The following is a 20,136-nucleotide window of genomic DNA, read 5'->3' as shown; positions in this document are numbered from 1 at the left end:
AGAGAAAATAAGTGTAGTCCCTTTAGGTACACTGATATTGAATTTACCATCCAGATCAGTGATCGTACCGGATGTCGCACCCTTAACAGCCACGGAAACGCCGGGCATAGTTAGTCCTTCATTATCTATTACAACACCTGAAATATTCACTTCCTGAGCCGAAACTGAGGCAAAAGGGAATAATAAAAGGATCAATAGTAGACATAAATAATTAATTTTATTCATCTTTGTACTGGTTTTAAAATAGTGTTATTTTAAGATCGACATCGGGGAATAGGCAACCGACCAAAGTTTTTATTCCCCGTGTCTTTTTTATTTTGGTAAAAAGCCGATTTTATATAAATCGTTTTTCAACATTTCGTATTCTTCATCGCTTACAGGCGAAATGGGTAATCTGCATTGTCCGCATTCTATTCCGATCAGATTCATAATTGCTTTTCCTCCTCTTACACCTCCTCCGTATTTAATGATTATTTTTACAATTTCAATTGATTTCATCTGAAGTTCCCTGGCCTTTTGCATGTCACCTTCTTCCATTGCTTTCAGGATGCTGTGATACACCTCGGGAAGATAATTATAAGTGCTGCCAACACCTGCCACTGCACCAAATGCAAGTCCGGATATCAAAATTTCGTCGTATCCGTGAAGCACTTCAAACTCACCGTTATTTAGTGCCAGGCATTCTCCCATTTCCATTAAATTATTATGGGTGAATTTTGTTCCGGCAAGATTGGGTATTACCTTTTTACCTTCTTCCAGAAATGTAGCCACAGATAGAGACACCCCGGTCATAGACGGCATGTTGTAATAATAGAAAGGTAATTCTTTCGCGGACTCTGCTATCGGAGCAAAAAATGCGATCAGATCTTTTACAGTCTCCGGTTTAAAGAAGCACGGAGCCATCGATGCGATAGCATCTGCGCCAGTTTGAGCTGCATGGCGGGCCAGTTCCATGGCTTCAACCTGCGAGTTGTTTCCCACATGGGCGATTACTTTAAAACGGTTGTTGGCTGATTTGATCCACTGTTCGAGAATATTCTTGCGTTCTTCTGTTGTAAGTGACAGGGATTCTCCTGTCGTTCCGCATACAAATACTCCTGTCATACCTGAATCAGCCATCAGGTCGGCATACTTGCCGATTGCGGAAAGGTTTACTTTTCCATGAGCATCCATAGGAGTAAAGGATGCTGCAATCAATCCTTTCAGACGTTGATAATTTTTCATGTCATTATTTTTTAGAAAACATTTTGTAAATAGTCAGATGATCGATATTCTTTTTGTGCCCCGGCATAACTAGGCTTGCAAGATATCCGATAACGAAACAAGAGATAAATCCTGTTGTTGTATATAAGAGTAGATGAACGTATTGAAAATGAATCATAATGAGTTGAACAAATATGCTACCGATTATTCCGCATAAAGCTCCTATTGCATTAGCTCTTCTGGTTATCATTCCCAGTAAGAAAAGTCCCCCCAAGCTTCCCAGGATTATTCCTAATATTTTATTGAACTCATCCCATAATGATTTTATTTCCCAGGTAGCCATTGTATAAGCGAAAGCAATACCGGCAATACCTAACAATAATGTGGAAATTTTAGCTGCATGCAGACTGTTTTTTGGATCTTCAGTAACTATTTTACTATGGATATCGACAATATAAGCTGTGGCGGCTGAATTCATGCTACTACTGAGTGTCGACATGGCAGCAGCGAAAATACCGGAAATGAGCAAGCCTGTTACTCCTTGTGGCAATTCAGAATAAATTTACCAGGGTAAGATGGCATCACCATCTGTAATAGTCAGACTCAACTCTGCCGGGCTATGCTTATAATAAACGTAAAGAACTGTTCCGACGATGAAAAACAGCAAGGTTGCAGGAATAGTCAGAAGTGCATTTGTCATAACACTTTTTTGGGCTTGCTTTTCTGTTTCAGTTGTCATATATCGTTGTACCATAGTCTGATCAGTTCCGTAAGTCGTTAGATTGGTAAAGAAGGTGGCGATCAGTACAGTCCATAATGTAGATTGTTTTAAGTCGAAATTTAAACTACCCAGATCAAATTTATTATCGGAAACAGCTTCCTGGATAACGCCGGAAAAGCCGTCAGGGATATTAGCTACTGCAATTAAAACAACCAAAATAGCACCTCCCAGTAAAACGACAACTTGTAAAGCATCTGTCCATACTACTGCTTCAATGCCTCCCATCATCGTATATATCAGGCTTAATGCTCCCATCAAACCAATACAAAGGAATATATCGAAACCAGTTACGACGTTCAATGCAATTGCCGGTAAGAATAAAACAATCCCCATTCTTCCAATTTGGAACAAAATAAAAGCCAGACTGCAAATGACGCGGATCAACGGATTAAATCGTTGTTCAAGATATTCGTAAGCTGTTGTTACATTCAGTTTCCGATAAAATGGAATGAATAAATACAGGATAATAGGAACAACCATCAATATACCTGCATTAACTAACATATAGCTCCAATCAGACGAGTAGGACTTTGCCGGAATAGACATAAAAGTGATCGCACTAAGGCTTGTGCCGAAAATACTTAATCCTACAGCCCACCAAGGTAAACGGCCGCCGCCTTTGAAATAATCGTCTGTGTTCTTTTGTTTTTTCGAGAAATAGTAACCTATCCAGGCCAATGATACAAAGTATAGAATAATGACGATAGTATTCACAACTCCCAATCCTTTTTCAAAGGGTATAATTTCTCCTTGTAGTATTTGAGGGGTGCGAATACCCGGCTTTATCTCTCCACTGGTGAGATAAAACGAATTGTCTTTGCGTGCAATGTTTGTCGTAACGGGAATAGAGTAGGGCACCGTCTCTTTTTCAATCAACGTATTCGTAATAGTATGGTATAGACGGACGGTGTTATCAAATCCGGGATGCATATCGGAAGCGGGTATTAATTGTGGAACACCACCTAAGAAAAGAATGTGATTAGCTCCTGTAGCTAACGCCGTTCCGGCCATTACCGGAAATTGCTGATCTAATTTTTTCCAGGTATTTAATCGTGGGTTATAAGCAAATCCATCTGTTAACACTTCAACTGATCCATCGGCTTTAAAGTTACGTCCGCTAAAAAGATAGAAGCATTTATCGAATCCATCGCTTTGAGCTGCACTAACGGCATATCCGCGGGGTGCTCCCGGCCAGGAAGGAAGTGTTTTCCATCCTTTTTTACTGTTTGTCAGGTCAAGCATAAAAAAATGTCCGGTTGCTTCCTGCACATCCATTCTTTGCTGGCCACCGGCGATGTATATTTTGTTATCCAACAGAGCACCGGTTGAGTTTGCCAGTGGAACAGGTAAAGAAGGCCAGTCCGTATCTATTTTTATTTCTCCATCTTTTAATTGAAGTAAGAAAACATCGCTGTAACATTGTGTGGAATCGCATCCTCCGATACATAAAATGCCGGAAGGTAATTCTATGGAGTTCCCATATGCTAATACTTTAGGTAAACCTTTCTTTATAATGTTCCATTTTGCGTCCGGATCCTGTACATTAATATAATATAATGTATTCCACCAGGTTTTATGACCACCGTCCCAGGGAGCAGCATCCGGAAAATTAGCGCCACCGCCCACAAAAAGGTTGTTGCCGATAAATCCGGAGAATGCTCCGGCAATACCGATGTTTGCCTTTCCGTTAATTCCTGGTAAAGTCAGTGTGTTGCTCCATTCAATTTTTTCCATATCCGGATATTCGGATAAAGCGCTATCGGTGTTTGCTTTTGCCTGGAAAACAGTAAAAAGACAAATCCAGAAAAATATTTTTGTTTTAAATGTATTAGACATGGTTGGATAATTAGTTGATCGGCTTTTATGTTTTGCTATTCATAAATCTCTTGTAAACTTCAAAATGCAGTTCGATAGCCTTGCGGTAGCCGGATTCATCTTTTTTCTTCAGATATTCAAGCAGGTCTGCATGGGTAACTATCTGTCCTTTTTCTTTCATCTCGATATTGATGGGTTCTAGTAAATCCTTGAACTTATTTTTGACAAAGACCATGACAGGATGAATGATTTCCTGAAATTCGGAAATTGTTTTATTTCCGGTTATCTCATACAATTTCGCATGAAACCTGAATTCACTTACCGGAGCATATTCGTTATTCTCAAAAACGATTCCCATTTTTACTATCTCCTCTAATTCAGCAATATCTTCAGGTGTAATATTTCGAAACAGGTCGCTACACATCCCGATTTCAAGAGCGATTCTAAAACCCAGAATATCGAACAGTGCTTCTTCACTTAATATACGTGGGTCGACTACCCGTTTCATACCACCTAAAATGGAAGGTTTCCGCAAAACCATCCCTCTGCGGGTGCGACTTTCTATCATGCCCATCATTTTCAGACGGCTTAATGCTTCCCGTAAAACACTGCGGGCAACACCAAGGGCGGCTGCCAGTTCCAGTTCATTGGGAATCGGATCGCCTGTGCGCAAATCTTTTTCCTTGAGATAGTTGAGAAGTTTATCTTCGACCTGGTCTACTAAAGTGAAGGTGTGACTATGTAATTTCAGTGAATCCATAAGTATATATTAGATTTATAATTCTTATTAATCTTATTTGTCTGACAAATAAAAGGAAAAGATTTTATATCACAATAATAAAAAGAGAAAAATTTATATATTTTAACCTGCAAAACACAAATCAGCAATTAGAGATAATGCCTTTATTCCTTCTATATATAAATTTTATCAATCTTCTCATCAATAAATTCAATCGGTTTTTATAACTATTACGTTCCAGTGAATGTTTATATTGTAGGAACATTAAAAGATGAAGTGTTCTTTACTGTGTAATTTATCATACAGTTTATTATATGTGTTAATTTTATTTTTGCGAGATACATGATTTAGCAAGTAATTTAATGTTCATCAATCAATAAAAACCGACAATCGCCATGAAAGAGAAAATTGATCAATTGGCGGCTCTGAACCATCAGGCGGAGCTGGGAGGCGGCGAAGACCGTATCACAAAACAACACGCAGCGGGTAAGCTGACTGCCCGTGAACGAATCGAATTACTTCTTGAAAAGGGAAGTTTTGTTGAAGTCGACAAATTTGTAACTCATCGTTGTACAGAGTTCGGACTGGAGAAACAGCGTCCGTTGGGCGATGGGGTAGTGACTGGCTACGGCTTGATAGGTAAACGTACGGTATTTGTATTTGCCCAGGATTTTACGGTATTTGGCGGCGCTCTTTCCGAGACGTATGCAAAGAAGATCTGTAAGATCATGGATATGGCGATGCAATTGGGTGCACCTGTGATCGGTCTGAACGATTCAGGCGGAGCACGTATCCAGGAAGGTGTACGTTCGCTGGCCGGCTATGCGGAGATATTCCTGCGCAACTCGATGGCCTCGGGAGTGATTCCTCAGATCAGTGCGATCATGGGGCCGTGTGCCGGAGGGGCTGTCTATTCTCCGGCTCTAACCGATTTCATTTTTATGGTGAAAGATTCCAGCTATATGTTTATTACGGGGCCGGAAGTGGTAAAGAGTGTGACACAGGAGGAAGTGACGATGCAGGAACTGGGTGGATCGGAAGTACATAGCAGCCGTTCGGGAGTAGCCCATTTCACGGGCGATAACGATATGGATTGTATCCTAAAGATACGCGAACTGATGTCGTTCCTTCCAAGTAATAATATGGAGGAACCTCCGTTCATCCCGACGACCGACAGTGCCAATCGTATCGATGAACAGTTGAATAATCTGATTCCGACCAATCCGAATCAGCCCTATGATATGAAAGAACTGATCGAATCGGTTGCAGACGATCATAATTTCTTTGAAGTACAGGAAGAATATGCCAAAAATATCGTGATCGGTTATATCCGTCTGAATGGTAAAACGATCGGAGTGGTAGCCAACCAGCCCGCAGCACTGGCCGGCACGCTCGATATCAATGCTTCTGTAAAGGCAGCCCGTTTCGTCCGCTTCTGCGACGCTTTCAATATACCGTTGCTTACGCTGGTAGATGTTCCGGGATTCCTTCCGGGTGTTAATCAGGAATATGAAGGTATTATCCGTCATGGCGCGAAATTACTGTATGCTTATTGTGAAGCGACTGTTCCGAAGGTAACGGTTATTACCCGTAAGGCTTACGGTGGAGCGTATGATGTAATGAGTTCCAAACATATCCGCGGCGATATCAATTTTGCTTATCCGACTGCCGAGATTGCGGTGATGGGGCCCGATGGCGCTGTAAATATCCTTTTCCGTAAGGAACTGAAGAAAGCGGAAGATGTAGAAAAGAAACGCAAAGAATTGCAGGACGATTACCGTGAGAAATTCGCTAATCCTTACCGGGCAGCCGAACTGGGCTATGTGGACGAGATCATCGAACCTTCCGGCACCCGTGCCCGCCTGATCCGCAGTTTCGAACTGCTGGCCAACAAACGGCAATCCAATCCGCCGAAAAAACATTCCAATTTACCACTTTAATACGCGAACGATTATGATTAAGAAAGTATTAGTAGCCAACCGCGGCGAAATTGCGATGCGAATCTTTCGTACCTGCCGCGTAATGAATATACCTACCGTTGCGATCTACACACATGTAGACCGGGGAGCCTTGCACGTACGATATGCGGAAGAAGCCTATTGTATCTCGGAAGATGAAACAGACACTTCTTATCTGAAACCCGACCTGATCCTGGCAATCGCCAAGAAAACCGGTGCTGCTATCCATCCGGGATACGGTTTCCTGTCGGAAAATGCCGATTTTGCCCGCAGATGCGAAGAAGAAGGTGTCATATTTATCGGCCCGAGTGCCGATGTGATTGCCAAGATGGGAATCAAGACCGAGGCCCGTAAGATTATGAAGGCAGCCGGTGTGCCTGTCGTTCCCGGAACAGAAGAGCCGGTTAACAATATAGCCGAAGTACGCAAAGTGGCAAAAGAGGTTGGTTATCCGATCATGCTGAAAGCATTGGCCGGCGGAGGCGGTAAAGGCATGCGTCTGGTTCGTGATGAAGAAGGATTGGAAGAAGCTTTCCGTCTGTCGCGCTCCGAAGCAGGCAACTCGTTCGGCAACGATGCGATTTACATCGAAAAATATATCGAGAACCCGCACCATATCGAAGTGCAGGTATTGGGAGATAAATATGGGAATGTGATCCACCTCTACGAACGCGAATGTTCTATCCAGCGTCGTAACCAGAAAGTGATCGAGGAATCGCCGTCTCCTTTTGTAAAGGAAGAGACACGTCGGAAAATGCTTGCCGTTGCTGTGGAAGCCTGTAAGAAGATCGGTTATTATAGTGCCGGGACGTTGGAGTTTATGATGGATAAAGACCAGAACTTCTATTTTCTGGAGATGAATACCCGTTTGCAGGTGGAACATCCGGTGACGGAAGAAGTTACGGGTGTCGACCTCGTTCGCGATATGATCCTGGTAGCTGCCGGCAATCCGTTGCCATATAAACAGGAAGATGTCGAGTTCAGAGGTGCCGCTATCGAATGCCGTATCTATGCGGAAGACCCGGAGAATAATTTCATGCCTTCACCGGGTATCATCAAGGTGCGTGAAGCCCCCGAAGGACGAAATGTCCGTCTGGATAGTGCCGCTTATGCCGGATTTGAAGTCTCTTTGCATTACGACCCGATGATCGCCAAGCTGTGTACCTGGGGACGCAATCGCGAGTCGGCTATCTCCAATATGTCACGTGCGTTGCGCGAATATAAGATTCTGGGAATCAAAACGACAATTCCGTTCCATCAACGTGTTTTGCACAATGAGACATTCCTGAAAGGAAATTACGACACGACCTTTATCGACACCAAGTTCGACAAGGAAGATCTGAAACGTCGTCAGAACAACGATCCGCTGGTTGCCGTGATTGCTGCGGCCATCAAGCATTTCGAACAGGAGAAAGAGGCTTCCGCCCGCATGACGACTGTTCCGCTGGTAGGCGAATCTTTATGGAAATATTACGGTAAACTGCAGATGACTGCCAATAACTATTAAAAGGAGGATCTGATTATGTCAAAAGCATTAGCAACCTATTTTGCAACAGTAAACGATATGCCGGACACCGAATTCAAGGTGGAAATACTCGAAGACGGCCCGGTAAAGAAAGTCTCCGTGAACGGTAAGATATATAATGTCGATTACAATGTGGGAGGGGATAGCATCTATTCCATCATCCTCAATCATAAATCGCATGGCGTTCAGATATCCAATATCTCTGACGACATGTACGAGGTGAAGAACAAAGGCGATTATTTCCAGGTGCAGGTAATCGACGAACTGAAAAAGATGCGCCTGTCGCGTATCCAGTCGGTGGCTGTCGGCCGCCAGGTGATCACTGCACAGATGCCGGGAGTGATCTTGAAAGTGAACGTAAAGCCCGGTGACGAAGTGATAGCCGGTACACCACTCTGTGTACTGGTAGCCATGAAGATGGAAAACGAGATCCGCAGCCCGATAGACGGGGTGGTGAAGGAAGTCTATATTGCCGGTAGCGATAAAGTGGCGGTCAACGACAAGATGTTGGTAGTCGAATAAGTGCTATTTATCGTTTTTACTAAACAAATGTAAATTTGTTGTTGTTCTTATATAAAGCTTACATAATATAAACCAATAGAATTAGAGTTATGGAAAACAAAGAACAACCTTTAGTAGAATTGAAAGCAATGGATAAAGGTCCGTTGTTAGTGAAGGGCCCGGTAAAATTGATCACACCCGATGGAAAAGAAATGGTCATGGAAAGAACGGCGATTTGCCGTTGTGGTCATTCAAAGAACCAACCGTTTTGTGACGGATCGCATATGAAATTGTAACGAAACCGATTCAGAGGTAGGTGTAAATCCGTTTACATCTACCTCTAGTTATGTTTGGACTTAAGTTTTCCGACAAATCTTATTAGTCATTATTTTATAGAGAATTGGTTCATCTATTGTTAAGCCATTGATTTTTTGTTGGAGTAAATGAAATAATAACTATATTCGCGACATTAATTTGTAAAGTATTAATCTTAATTATTGAGATTTTTTTTATTAAAAAAGAGTTATGAAGAAAAATTTATTGTATTTGTTTACCGTGTTATGTACGTTAAGCTTTTTCACGGCTTGTAGTGATGACGACGATCCGAAGGATCCGAATGTTTTGGATGTGAATACTGCTTATAGTGGCGATAAGTTAGATTTAAAGTATAGCGACAGCCCACTTTTAGGCAAAGAAATTACTTTCGATACAAAAGATGGCAAGACTGCTACCATTACGATGAAAGGTCTTTCCAGTTTGGGGGATCTTTTAGGTCAATTGGTGCCGAAGTCAACTGCAGCAATGCCCGCTATGGCTCCAGGTGTTATTCCGGGTGAAATTACAACAACAATATCTAACGTTCCTTTGATTCTTTCCGGTGAAAAATATACTTTCGAAGGAGAATATACTGGTGCTGCTGGCGTAAAAGCTACTTATTCTGGAGAAGTTCAGAAAGACAAGCTGACAATGTCGGTAAAGGCTACTATGCCGGCTAATGACCTGGTAGGTAACTGGGGACTGGCAGCCCAGCCGTTGAACCTTGCCTGGACGGCAGGTGACGCTATGATCGATCTGACTTCCTTAAACATCCCCCAAATTACAACTCCGCTTCCCGTATCGGTTGTTGCTCCCATGCTCGGAAGCATGATGTTGGCTCCGAAGTTGCAAGGTGTGCTTGAAAGTATTAGCTACGGCGCCGATGGAAACATCGTAGCCTCCTATAAAAAAGCAGGTGCTTCCGATTGGACTACTTCTCCTCTCAACCTGGCACAGTATTATATCAAAGACAATAAATTATATGTACAGTTGAACATCGATCAGATCATGGCGACCGTACAGGCAAACAAGAATAAGTCGAAAGCCGACATGGATATTGCAGCGATTATTGCACTTATTCAACCGCTTATGTCTTATCTCTCGGAAGGTGTTCCTTTGAGCTATACTGTTGCTAACGGAACGGCACAGGTCACTCTGGGATACGATGTGTTGGGTAAAATTTTACCTCTGTTGGCCGATGAATCTATTGGAGGCATGATTGCAGGTCTGTTACCTGCAGAGTATCTGCCGATTCTGTCACAGTTGCCAGCTATTCTGGAAAAGACAGAGAATGTAAGTGCGACATTGGTTCTGACAAAGAAATAATCATATAACCGAATAAAGTAAAAGGCTTTATATGCACGGAGCATATAAAGCTTTTTTTTATCCGTTTACTCGATCACCGACCAGTTATCCTCACCGCTACCTTCCTCGGGTGGGATAACTGGTCTGTCGGACACCCTAAATGTAGGCAATTAAAAAACCAAAACAGCCAGAAGCAAATAAAAATGCTTTCTCAAAAATTATTCTTATCTTCGCATGTGTTTTAAAGAAATTTTTTTTATTAATTAATGTGGTATTAGCTTACTAACAAATTTATGAGAACAAAATTACTGTATGTATTTAGCATGCTATGCATGTTGAATTTATTCATCGGATGTAGCGATGACGATAAGACGGAACCTATCGGAACCGGATTTGACGGAGTATATAAAGGTACTCTGGATGTAGATCTGGACGGAACCAAAGTCGGTGAAAATCTCCCTCAGAAAGTGTATGTAACCAAAGTCGGTGAAAATGCGATCAAGATGGAACTGAAGAACTTTAGCTTCGGTGCTATGGCTTTGGGCGACATTTCTGTCGATAAATGCAATGCTGAAATGCAAGGCGAAAACGCTTGTAAATTCGATGGCGCACAGAAACTGACTTTGCCTGTCGTTGGCGAATGCGATGTCGTAATGAACGGTACGATCGTTAGCGACAAGCTTGAAATGGTAATCGACGTAAAAGCCACCCAGTCGGGCGCAGCTATCACTGTAAAGGTGGATTTCAGCGGTACGAAACTGGCGACTGACCAGAGTTCGGAGGCGAAGATCACGGAGTTTACTTTCGATACGGATCTGGTGACTTCTCAACCGGTTATCGATGGAACAAATATTACTTTAGCTGTTGCAGATACGATAACAAGTGAAGAACAAGCAGCTTTGATTCCAACTATTGTCGTTTCAGCAAATGCAAAGATCACACCAGCCAGCGGTGTAGCTCAGGATTTCTCTAAACCGGTTATTTATACTGTTACTTCTGAGGATGGTATTGTTACTGCTACTTATACAGTTACAGTAACTGCAAAGAAAGCATTTTATGATTTTGAAACATGGGTGAAAGGTGTTGAAGGGCAGGAACCCGATATGACGTTCTACGAAGTAGCTGGTGGCTGGTCTTCCAGTAATACCGGTGCGCATTTTTTGAAAGCAATGGGCAAGGCAGACCGTTATGTGGTGGCTGAAACAACTGATGCACATTCCGGAAAGTTGGCAGCAAGCATTCAAACAATCGATACGGAAGGAGCGAATTTTGGATTTGTCAAAGTTCCGAAGGTTACAACTGGTACTCTTTTCCAGGGTAAATTCATTACTGATATATCAAACACTTTGAACAGCACAAAGTTCGGTAATCCGTATGGTCAGAAACCTGTTACATTTAAAGGTTTTTATAAATACACTCCGGGTGAGGTATTCTATCGTTGCGAATCGCCAGCAACTTGCGATATTGCTACAGAAGATCCAAACACAACTGACCAGTGCGCAATCAATGCAGTTTTATATGAAGTAAATAGTTTTGAAGATGAAACTGAATATCTGACAGGTATGAATGTAAAGACTTCTGATAAGATTGTTGCTATTGCAAGTCTTGCAGATGGCACGGCAAAAGCAGACTGGACTTCATTTGAAATTCCGTTTACATATATAAAGAATTACGATCCTGCTAAGAAATATCGTTTTGCAGTTATGTGTTCATCCAGTAGTGATGGCGATAACTTCAACGGTGCTCCGGGTAGTACTTTGATTGTAGACGATATTGAAGTTATTGTTGAATAATAAGGATATATTATTTATTAAATAAGAAGGGTTTCGTATCTGATACGAAACCCTTTCTTTCTTTTTTATTACTTCAGCTATTTTTACCTCGGTGCCTTCTGATACAAATAAATCGCGATAAACGTATAAAGAATATTCGGAATCCAGGCAGCCACCATCGGGCTTACATAGCCGTTAATGGCGAAGGTCGATGTGACGGTCGTAAACAGGATATACGAGAAACTCAATGCCAGGCCGATACCGATGTTTAATCCCATACCTCCTTTGATCTTACGTGACGAAAGGGAGGCTCCGATGGAAGTCAGGATAAACGCCGCCATGATGGAGGCGAAACGCTTGTGATATTCGATTTGGAAAGTCTGTATATTACCGATACCACGCGTTTTCTGGCGTTCGATATAGGTGGAAAGTTCCGGCGACGTCATCGTCTCGCAGTCGGTTGCCGAGATCAGGAAGTCGGACGGAATGATCGTCAGCGTCGTGTCTTTACGCGAGCCCTGGGAGATATGTTCGCGCATTCCTTCGAAGTCGCGGATCATATAATCGATGACAGTCCATTTGTACAAAGAGTCGTATTTGATGGAATTCGCCGTCAGTTTAGAAACCAGTTTCTTTCCTTCGAAATGTTCGAGCGAGAAACGGTAACCCATATTCGGACGCGAATCGTAACGGTCGAAATAAGCAATCACACCCGGTTCTACTTCGATCTGGATGTTACGGGCAGACTCCACTTTCTTGTTACGGATATACTTATTCTGGAAATCGATACGTGTAATATTGGCCGGAGGAATGATGAATGCGCTTAATACAAAACTCGCAATCGCAATGATCCCTGCCGAAATGGCATACGGCAACATAAGCCGCCGGAAACTCATCCCGCTGGCAAGCATCGCAATGATCTCCGAGTTGTCCGCCAGCCTGGAGGTGAAAAAGATTACCGCAATAAACGTGAAGAGCGGACTGAACAGGTTGGCAAAATACGGGATGAAGTTCATGTAATAATCCAGAATGATTGCCTGTAAAGGCACCTCCGGTTTCAGGAACTTGTCGATCTTCTCGTTTATATCGAAAACCACCGAGATAGAGATAATCAGCATAAGCGCGAAAAAATAGGTTCCGAGAAACTGCTTGATGATATACCTGTCTATCCGTTTTAATTTAAAATTCATGCGAATGTCTTTTTTAGTTGACTGTTCACTTTCTAAAGTCTGTTATTCAGTTGGCGTACCATACCGCTTTTCCATGTGGCGAAATCGCCGGCAATGATATGTCTGCGCGCTTCTTTCACCAGCCACAGGTAGAAGGCGAGGTTGTGGACAGAAGCGATCTGCAGGCCCAACATCTCGTTTGCTTTGATCAGGTGATGCAGGTATGCTTTGCTGTAAAGCGTATCCACATACGAGTGTGCATCCGGATCGACAGGGGAGAAGTCGTCCTCCCATTTCTTGTTGCGCAGGTTGATCGTGCCGTATTGGGTAAAGATCTGTCCGTTGCGTCCGTTGCGGGTCGGCATGATGCAGTCGAACATGTCCACGCCGCGCTCGATGGCTTCCAGCAGGTTGATCGGCGTGCCGACTCCCATCAGGTAACGGGGTTTGTCTTTCGGCAATATTTCGTTTACCACCTCGATCATTTCATACATTTTCTCGGTCGGTTCGCCGACTGCCAGTCCGCCGATGGCATTCCCGTCGGCTTCTTTCCGCGCTACATTTTCTGCGGCCTGCCGCCTAAGGTCGTGATACACGCAACCCTGTACGATCGGGAAAAGGCACTGCTGGTAGCCATATTTCGGGTCGGTGGAGTTGAAACGTTCGAAACAACGGTCCAGCCAACGTTCGGTCAGTCCCAGCGATTTCTTCGCATAGTCGTAATCGGCATCTCCCGGACAGCATTCGTCGAAGGCCATGATAATATCGGCACCGATGATGCGCTGAATATCCATTACTTTTTCGGGGGTAAAAAGATGTTTCGAGCCGTCGATATGCGAGCGGAACTCAGCGCCTTGCTCATGCAGCTTGCGGTTGTCGGAAAGCGAGAACACCTGAAAGCCGCCGCTGTCGGTCAGGATAGGACGATCCCAGGTATTGAACTTATGCAGTCCGCCTGCCTTTTCCAGTATTTCAAGTCCCGGACGGAGATAAAGATGATAGGTGTTTCCCAGAATAATCTGGGCTTTGATATCCTCTTTCAACTCGGTCATGTGGACGCCTTTCACTGTGCCTTGTGTTCCGACAGGCATAAAAATGGGCGTCTTGATTACCCCGTGATCGGTAGTAATTAAGCCCGCCCTTGCATTTGTCTTAGTATCGTTGTGTTGTAATTCGAATTTCATTCTGCAAAATTTGCTTGCAAAGGTAGTATTTTTCCGTTAGAATCCGAAGTCATCCACTTCTACGTTTTCGACTTCTTCCTCTTCCGGTAAAACAATGTGCCCATGAACGGTGTTCGACTTAACGATAATGGCACGCATCGGACGCACCGGACAGATCGATTCGCAACCGCCGCAACCAACGCACAAGTCGGGATTAACCTGCGGAATCGTCAGCGTTCCTTCATAAGGCACCATGTGTACGGCCTGTGTCGGACAGTGTTCGGAGCAGGCGCCGCAATCGGTCCCTTCCGTCTTCACGATACACCGGTTGATAAAGAAGGTAGCGATACCCAGCTGCAAAGATTTCTTTTCCTCGACAGTAATCGGCTTGAGAGCTTCCGCCGGACACACTTCCGAGCATATCGTACATTCGTAATTGCAATAACTGCTGATATAAGCCATACGCGGCTTCAACAGATAGTCGAAACCATATTCCAACCCAGCAGGACGCAATACCTGGCTCGGACATTTCACGACGCAGATGTGACATCCCGTACATTTATCCTTGAAGCGTTCCAAGCTCAGTGAACCGGGAGGGGTGATGGGCGGCCATTTTTTACGACCTTTCCTCTTCCCATGACCATCGCCATTTCCGTGTCCTTCGCATTGTTCGATACCTTCCGCAATAGCCGATACGATTGGCAGGGTGGCCGCAACAGTTGCTCCGGTAGCCAGGAAAGTACGGCGGCTGTTCACGGCCGGTTGCTGTTCCACTTCCATATTCATGGCAGCTTCTTCGGCAATCTTTTTTTCTTCTTTCCTGAAAGGAGGGTTGAAACGGTATTGCAATCCGCCTTTGGCGCAGGAAGAGACACAGTTGAAACAATCCACGCAGCGTGAAGTATCGACTGTGAGATTCTTCGCGTCGATCGCTTCGGCCTTGCAGGTATGTTCGCAATTCCCGCAATGCGTGCAAGCTTCTTTATCGAATGAAATGCGGAAGAACGAATAACGCGATACCAGACTAAGCAACGCGCCTACCGGGCATAACGAGTTACAAAACAAACGTCCGCGGAAAATAACCAGAACCGCAAATACAACCAGCGCCACGATACCGGCTACCAAACCGGCGATACTTACTGTGCTGATCGTGACATGAAACAGTGAATAGTTATCCATCGTCATCAGCCAATCCGCCAACACATTATTTCCCCACATAACAGCAGGGCGGAACAGGTTTGCCGCAATGCGTCCGAAATTACTGTACGGATCGAGTAGCAGGCATAAACCGGAGAATCCCAGTAAGGCAGTTATCCCCGTTGCCGCCAGCAACACATATCGAACCCAGTTCAACGGCTTGTGATATTTAAAACGTCGTATCCCTTTTTTCTTCTTCTTTCCAATACAGAAAAGACGATTAATGATGTCCTGGAAAACTCCGGCAGGACATAATACCGAGCAGTAAATACGTCCGAACAGCAATGTCAGAAGAAGTAATACGGCTACAATCCCGAACATGCCTGCAAGGATAGCCGGCAATAACTGTACATGCAGTAACTTGTGCACATCGACCGGCATCTTGTTCGTGAAGTCCAGAAAGAAAAGAATTATAGGTATAAAAAACAGGGCTGCGAGGAACACCCGCAGTCCTTTTAAATAATTAGGTCGTTTCATTTATATTTTAATACGTTTGATATTGATCTTCTTCAAATCCGTTGATCCCAGTTTAAGCTCTTCGCCTTTACCGATATGGCTTACAGCTTCCATGTCCAGTTTCTTTACCTGGTTGAATAAAGCGAGGGCAGCCGTGTCGATTGCAACGATGTTAGGAGATACGATCATCGATTTCAATGTCGCTACATCGGCTGCACTTTTTCCCTGCGGACCGTTCTGATGCATCATACGGTAGGCATCGACAATGTTCAGAACCGGTTTCTTTTGCCAGGTACAGATGTCGGCGATGCATTGCTGCAAGTCGTTCTGATGGAAGAAACGGCGATCCCATACGATACCCATGTAGTTTTTCATGGCACATGATAATTTAGCTCCGCCATGATTCTTTAGGATAGGCACATTGATCCAGGCATCTGCTTCGATCAGCGCTTCGTGTATCTTGGCAGACTTTACTTTTACTCCGCCGGGAATAGCCACTTCTTTGAAATATTTCTCATCGTTGGCAGGCATGATGATACCTCCGGCTTCTTTCACGGCAGCTGCTATACCACTGCTCTCATAACATTTCTGCCAGTTATCGCAGGTATGGTCGAAAACAGTTACTTTCTCTGCGCCGGCTGCCAGGCATTTCTTTACCAATGCTTTGATAAGCTGCGGATTGGTATTTCCTGCCAGTTCCGGTGTACGGTCCCATCCGATGTTCGGTTTGATAACGACTTTTTGCCCTTTCTTGATGTAATTACCGATTCCCCCCAGGGTCTCCAATGCTTTGTCAAGCATAGCCTCAGGTTCGCCCCCCATCACAGCTACCATTTCAGGAGCCTGCTCTACTGCCATAGTGTTGCTTGATAATGCTGCTTGCAGCCCTTTAAAGTCTATGGATAATGCGGCACCAGCTACTACACTGGTCTTTAAGAAATCACGACGTTTCATTTTGTTGTAATTGGTTATTAGAATTGTTTATAGATGTAACAAAGGTAGTAATTCTCTGAATTATAGTGTATCTTTGCCCGTAAAAAATATTAATTTAATGGAATTATATGCTTATATATCATTGCATTCCTTCGTCGAAGGATGCATGGGTGCGACCGGGGAACCGGCACTTGTTTTACAGGCTGATAATTTATTATATACCGTTCCTCAGGAAGAATATCAATATGGATTGTCGCTGCTCCGGAAAGCGATAAGGGAGTATGAAGTACAAAAAGGGATTCCTGCGGAAGAGAGTAAACAGGCAATTCCTTTTTTTCGTGAGAAGCGTTGTTTGCTGATCGGACCGGAAATGGATATTTATAAATTGTCTTTCTATGAAAATGAAACGGAGTTCCCGGAAAAGGTAAAATCCGCTAAACAACCCTACCTGCGTTTGTCTTTCGATTATGAGCAACTGGCGGAACATTGCCTTTTCGAAAACATGTTCCTGGTTCGTTGTAAACACGATGAAAGACAAGTACTCGATAACTTTATTACGCAGATGGAACGTGAATACGATAAGTTCTTTTTCGATGACGAGCACAGTGGCTTTACTTCCGATTCCCGTTTCTTCTCGCTTTTATGTAATGCTTGTCTGGAGGTAAAGAAACCGGCGTGTGCACCGGAAAAAGAATGGCGTTTGGCAGTCCTTCGTAGTCCGGTCGATGCCGGCTACCGGTATGAGGACGGACAACTGAAACCTTTCGTTCCTATTTCTTTGCCATTGAATGTTATCCGTAAAATAACTTTACTCGACAGTGAAAATGAAGAATTGAACTTTAGTGCCCTTGCCGGTTTTATGCAACGTATCGGCTTATCACCGGAACGTTACCTGGAAGGATTGCTGGAAGAATAAACAGATGGATGGTGGGGATAGTCGCAGATTGAGTATTACAATTCTTTAATAACTTTATATAGGTTTCCGACTGCAATACTATTGGCCGGAATCGATTTGGTGACCTTTTCCGGATAACTTGAGAGAGCACCATCTGTAATTTGGGTTATATTACCCGTAATTCGTCTACAAATAATCTCTTTGTGACCAGCTACTTTTGTAACATGAAAAATAATTAATTGAATTATGGAAATTATTAAGAACAAAGAGTATGAAGGCGAACGTCCTTTATTTGCAGCACACGATTTACAACTGGAAAATGTAACGATTCATACTGGCGAATCTGCTTTAAAAGAATGCAGTAATATTATTGCGGTAAACTGCCGTTTCGAGGGCAAATATCCCTTTTGGCATAACAATGGTTTTATTGTGAAGAATTGCCTTTTTACCGATGGTGCACGCGCTGCCCTGTGGTATTCACGGAACCTGCAAATGACCGACACTATTGTGGAAGCTCCGAAGATGTTCCGTGATATGGATGGAATCAAATTAGAGAATGTACGACTATCCAATGCGCTGGAAACGCTCTGGCATTGCCGTAACGTTGAACTGAAGAATGTACAGATCGACAAAGCAGATTATCTGTTTATGCATGGAGAGAATATTCGTATTGAGAATTACAGCCAGAATGGGAACTATTCTTTCCAGTATTGCAAAAATGTAGAAATCCGTAATGCCGTTATCAATTCGAAAGATGCTTTCTGGAACACAGAAAATGTGACTGTGTATGATTCCGAACTGACCGGTGAATACCTGGGATGGCACTCACACAACCTGCGTCTGGTAAATTGCAAGATATCCGGGACACAAGCCCTTTGCTATGCACATGATCTGGTGATGGAGAACTGTACAATGGCGGATGATACCGATCTTTGTTTTGAATATAGCAGTGTGCAGGCAACTATAAACAGTCCGGTACATAGTGTGAAGAATCCGCGTACCGGATGTATCACGGCTGAATATTACAATGAAATCATCATCGATGAAAACATCCTGAAGCCGGCAAACTGTGAATTGAAACTGTGGGATAACGTAACTTGCTTCAATCAATGAAATATAATTTTGACGAACTGATTCCCCGTCGCAGAAGTAACTCCTATAAATGGGATACGGCGAAAGAAGAGGATGTCCTGCCCATGTGGGTAGCCGATATGGATTTCCGTACGGCGCCCTGTGTGGTTGATGCATTGCGCAGGCGGGTGGAACATGGTATTTTCGGTTATACCAAAGTGCCGGCCGCTTATTATGAAGCTGTAACGAGCTGGTTTATGAGACGGCATGGTTGGCTAATAGAGGAAGACTGGATTATTTATACTTCAGGTGTAGTTCCGGCCTTGTCTGCCGTAATCAAAGCACTCACTCTGCCGGGTGATCGTGTATTGGTGCAGACACCGGTTTATAATTGTTTTTTCTCTTCTATTCGAAATAATGGTTGCGAAGTGGTCGTCAATCCTCTTCTTTATACCGATGGAACTTACCGGATTGATTTCGAAGGTTTGGAAAGGGAAGCCTCTGACCCAAAAGTCAAATTATTACTTTTATGTAACCCGCATAATCCGGCAGGTAGGGTTTGGACCCGGGAGGAATTGACGCGTATCGGCGAGATTTGTTTTCGGAATGACATATTGGTTGTCGCCGATGAGATTCATTGTGAATTGGTTTTCCCGGGACATACTTATACGCCTTTTGCCTCCATTTCGAAAGACTTCCTGATGAATTCCGTTACCTGCATTTCACCGAGTAAGGCCTTTAACCTGGCGGGATTACAGATAGCAAACATTATTTCAGCTAATGAATATGTACGTATGAAGATAAATAAGGCTATCAATACCAACGAGGTCTGCGATGTGAATCCTTTTGGTGTTGAAGCCTTGGTAGCCGCTTACAATGAGGGTGAAGAATGGCTGGAAGTACTTAAACAATACCTGCTGGATAACTATAATTATCTGAAGAGATATTTTGAAAAGTATCTTCCCCATTTGAAAGTCTTACCATTGGAAGGTACTTATCTGGTTTGGCTAGACTGTTCTGCTCTGAAACAATCTTCAGAAGAAATTGCAAAAGCTTTGCTGGATAAGGAAAAGCTGTTGGTAAACGACGGGAATATGTATGGTGAAGCTGGTAAAGATTTTATCCGCATCAATATCGCTTGTCCGAGAGCACTTCTGATCGATGGTTTAGGCAGGCTTAGATGTATTCTGAATTAGTTATTAGACTCCGTGAAATATTTATAAATGGCTTCGGATATATCGGCTATGATCTTTGCATTTGTTTCCATGCTCTCATTCGAATCTTTGATGAATACGGCAACAGTGTATCTGCTTCCATTCGGGAGCAGAACAAAACCGA

Annotated in this window: 16 protein-coding genes and 2 pseudogenes; 9 read left to right on the top strand and 9 right to left on the bottom strand. The window is 43.5% G+C overall.

Annotated elements, in window-relative coordinates:
* The 4 genes and pseudogenes from QZ076_RS19640 to QZ076_RS19625 form a co-directional block, all read right to left on the bottom strand.
* Positions 1–225 (bottom strand): carboxypeptidase-like regulatory domain-containing protein (locus QZ076_RS19640; protein WP_293716524.1); only part of this gene is annotated, 225 nt, incomplete at its 3' end.
* Positions 226–312: 87 nt separating this feature from the next.
* Complete coding sequence (locus QZ076_RS19635; RefSeq protein ID WP_293716522.1) at positions 313–1,224, bottom strand: dihydrodipicolinate synthase family protein; 912 nt, start codon at positions 1,222–1,224, stop codon at positions 313–315.
* Positions 1,225–1,228: 4 nt separating this feature from the next.
* Positions 1,229–3,226, bottom strand: a pseudogene (locus tag QZ076_RS19630) (sodium/solute symporter).
* A gap of 619 nt (positions 3,227–3,845) precedes the next feature.
* Positions 3,846–4,559 (bottom strand): GntR family transcriptional regulator, encoded by a 714-nt coding sequence (locus tag QZ076_RS19625; protein ID WP_293716520.1) that lies wholly within the window; start codon positions 4,557–4,559, stop codon positions 3,846–3,848.
* Between the two features lie 374 nt (positions 4,560–4,933).
* Here QZ076_RS19625 and QZ076_RS19620 point away from each other — a divergent pair, with 374 nt between their 5' ends.
* From QZ076_RS19620 to QZ076_RS19595, 6 genes are all read left to right on the top strand, one after another.
* A complete protein-coding gene (locus tag QZ076_RS19620; protein WP_293716518.1) occupies positions 4,934–6,478 on the top strand; it encodes an acyl-CoA carboxylase subunit beta in 1,545 nt (514 codons plus the stop codon).
* Between the two features lie 13 nt (positions 6,479–6,491).
* A complete protein-coding gene (accC, locus tag QZ076_RS19615; RefSeq protein ID WP_293716516.1) occupies positions 6,492–8,003 on the top strand; it encodes an acetyl-CoA carboxylase biotin carboxylase subunit in 1,512 nt (503 codons plus the stop codon).
* 15 nt (positions 8,004–8,018) lie between these two features.
* Complete coding sequence (locus QZ076_RS19610; protein WP_293716514.1) at positions 8,019–8,543, top strand: biotin/lipoyl-containing protein; 525 nt, start codon at positions 8,019–8,021, stop codon at positions 8,541–8,543.
* Positions 8,544–8,632: 89 nt separating this feature from the next.
* Positions 8,633–8,818, top strand: a complete 186-nt coding sequence (locus tag QZ076_RS19605; RefSeq protein ID WP_129733572.1) for a CDGSH iron-sulfur domain-containing protein — start codon at positions 8,633–8,635, stop codon at positions 8,816–8,818.
* A 229-nt stretch (positions 8,819–9,047) separates the two neighbouring features.
* A complete protein-coding gene (locus QZ076_RS19600) occupies positions 9,048–10,163 on the top strand; it encodes a DUF4925 domain-containing protein (protein ID WP_293716510.1) in 1,116 nt (371 codons plus the stop codon).
* A gap of 272 nt (positions 10,164–10,435) precedes the next feature.
* Positions 10,436–11,935: a PCMD domain-containing protein gene (locus QZ076_RS19595; protein ID WP_293716508.1), complete on the top strand. Its 1,500-nt coding sequence runs from the start codon at positions 10,436–10,438 to the stop codon at positions 11,933–11,935.
* A gap of 83 nt (positions 11,936–12,018) precedes the next feature.
* Here the strand turns inward: QZ076_RS19595 and QZ076_RS19590 are convergent, their stop codons facing one another.
* Genes QZ076_RS19590 through QZ076_RS19575 form a run of 4 tightly spaced genes read right to left on the bottom strand, consistent with a single transcriptional unit; the run spans position 12,019 to position 16,871 of the window.
* Positions 12,019–13,104 (bottom strand): LptF/LptG family permease, encoded by a 1,086-nt coding sequence (locus tag QZ076_RS19590; RefSeq protein ID WP_293716506.1) that lies wholly within the window; start codon positions 13,102–13,104, stop codon positions 12,019–12,021.
* 32 nt (positions 13,105–13,136) lie between these two features.
* Positions 13,137–14,267, bottom strand: coding sequence for a tRNA guanosine(34) transglycosylase Tgt (gene tgt / locus QZ076_RS19585; RefSeq protein ID WP_293716504.1), 1,131 nt, complete (start codon positions 14,265–14,267; stop codon positions 13,137–13,139).
* A gap of 36 nt (positions 14,268–14,303) precedes the next feature.
* The gene (locus QZ076_RS19580) at positions 14,304–15,920 is read right to left on the bottom strand and encodes a 4Fe-4S binding protein (RefSeq protein WP_293716502.1); all 1,617 of its coding nucleotides are present in this window, start codon (positions 15,918–15,920) and stop codon (positions 14,304–14,306) included.
* Positions 15,921–16,871, bottom strand: coding sequence for a DUF362 domain-containing protein (locus QZ076_RS19575; RefSeq protein ID WP_293716526.1), 951 nt, complete (start codon positions 16,869–16,871; stop codon positions 15,921–15,923).
* Between the two features lie 79 nt (positions 16,872–16,950).
* Here QZ076_RS19575 and QZ076_RS19570 point away from each other — a divergent pair, with 79 nt between their 5' ends.
* The 3 genes from QZ076_RS19570 to QZ076_RS19560 all read left to right on the top strand — a co-directional run bounded on the left by QZ076_RS19570 (position 16,951) and on the right by QZ076_RS19560 (position 19,994).
* Positions 16,951–17,748: a hypothetical protein gene (locus QZ076_RS19570; protein WP_293716500.1), complete on the top strand. Its 798-nt coding sequence runs from the start codon at positions 16,951–16,953 to the stop codon at positions 17,746–17,748.
* 225 nt (positions 17,749–17,973) lie between these two features.
* Complete coding sequence (locus QZ076_RS19565; RefSeq protein ID WP_293716498.1) at positions 17,974–18,840, top strand: DUF3737 family protein; 867 nt, start codon at positions 17,974–17,976, stop codon at positions 18,838–18,840.
* Positions 18,837–19,994: a MalY/PatB family protein gene (locus QZ076_RS19560; RefSeq protein ID WP_293716496.1), complete on the top strand. Its 1,158-nt coding sequence runs from the start codon at positions 18,837–18,839 to the stop codon at positions 19,992–19,994. The genes QZ076_RS19565 and QZ076_RS19560 overlap by 4 nt, the downstream gene beginning before the upstream one ends.
* On the opposite strand, the pseudogene QZ076_RS19555 reads toward QZ076_RS19560, so the two are convergent.
* A pseudogene (locus QZ076_RS19555) lies at positions 19,991–20,136 on the bottom strand (class A beta-lactamase); the annotation flags it as partial. The gene QZ076_RS19560 and the pseudogene QZ076_RS19555 sit on opposite strands and share 4 nt — an antisense overlap.

This window comes from uncultured Parabacteroides sp., assembly GCF_905196875.1.
Taxonomy (GTDB): domain Bacteria; phylum Bacteroidota; class Bacteroidia; order Bacteroidales; family Tannerellaceae; genus Parabacteroides.
The sequence above is the reverse complement of the archived record's forward strand: the minus strand, read 5'-3'. Positions and strand labels throughout refer to the sequence as shown.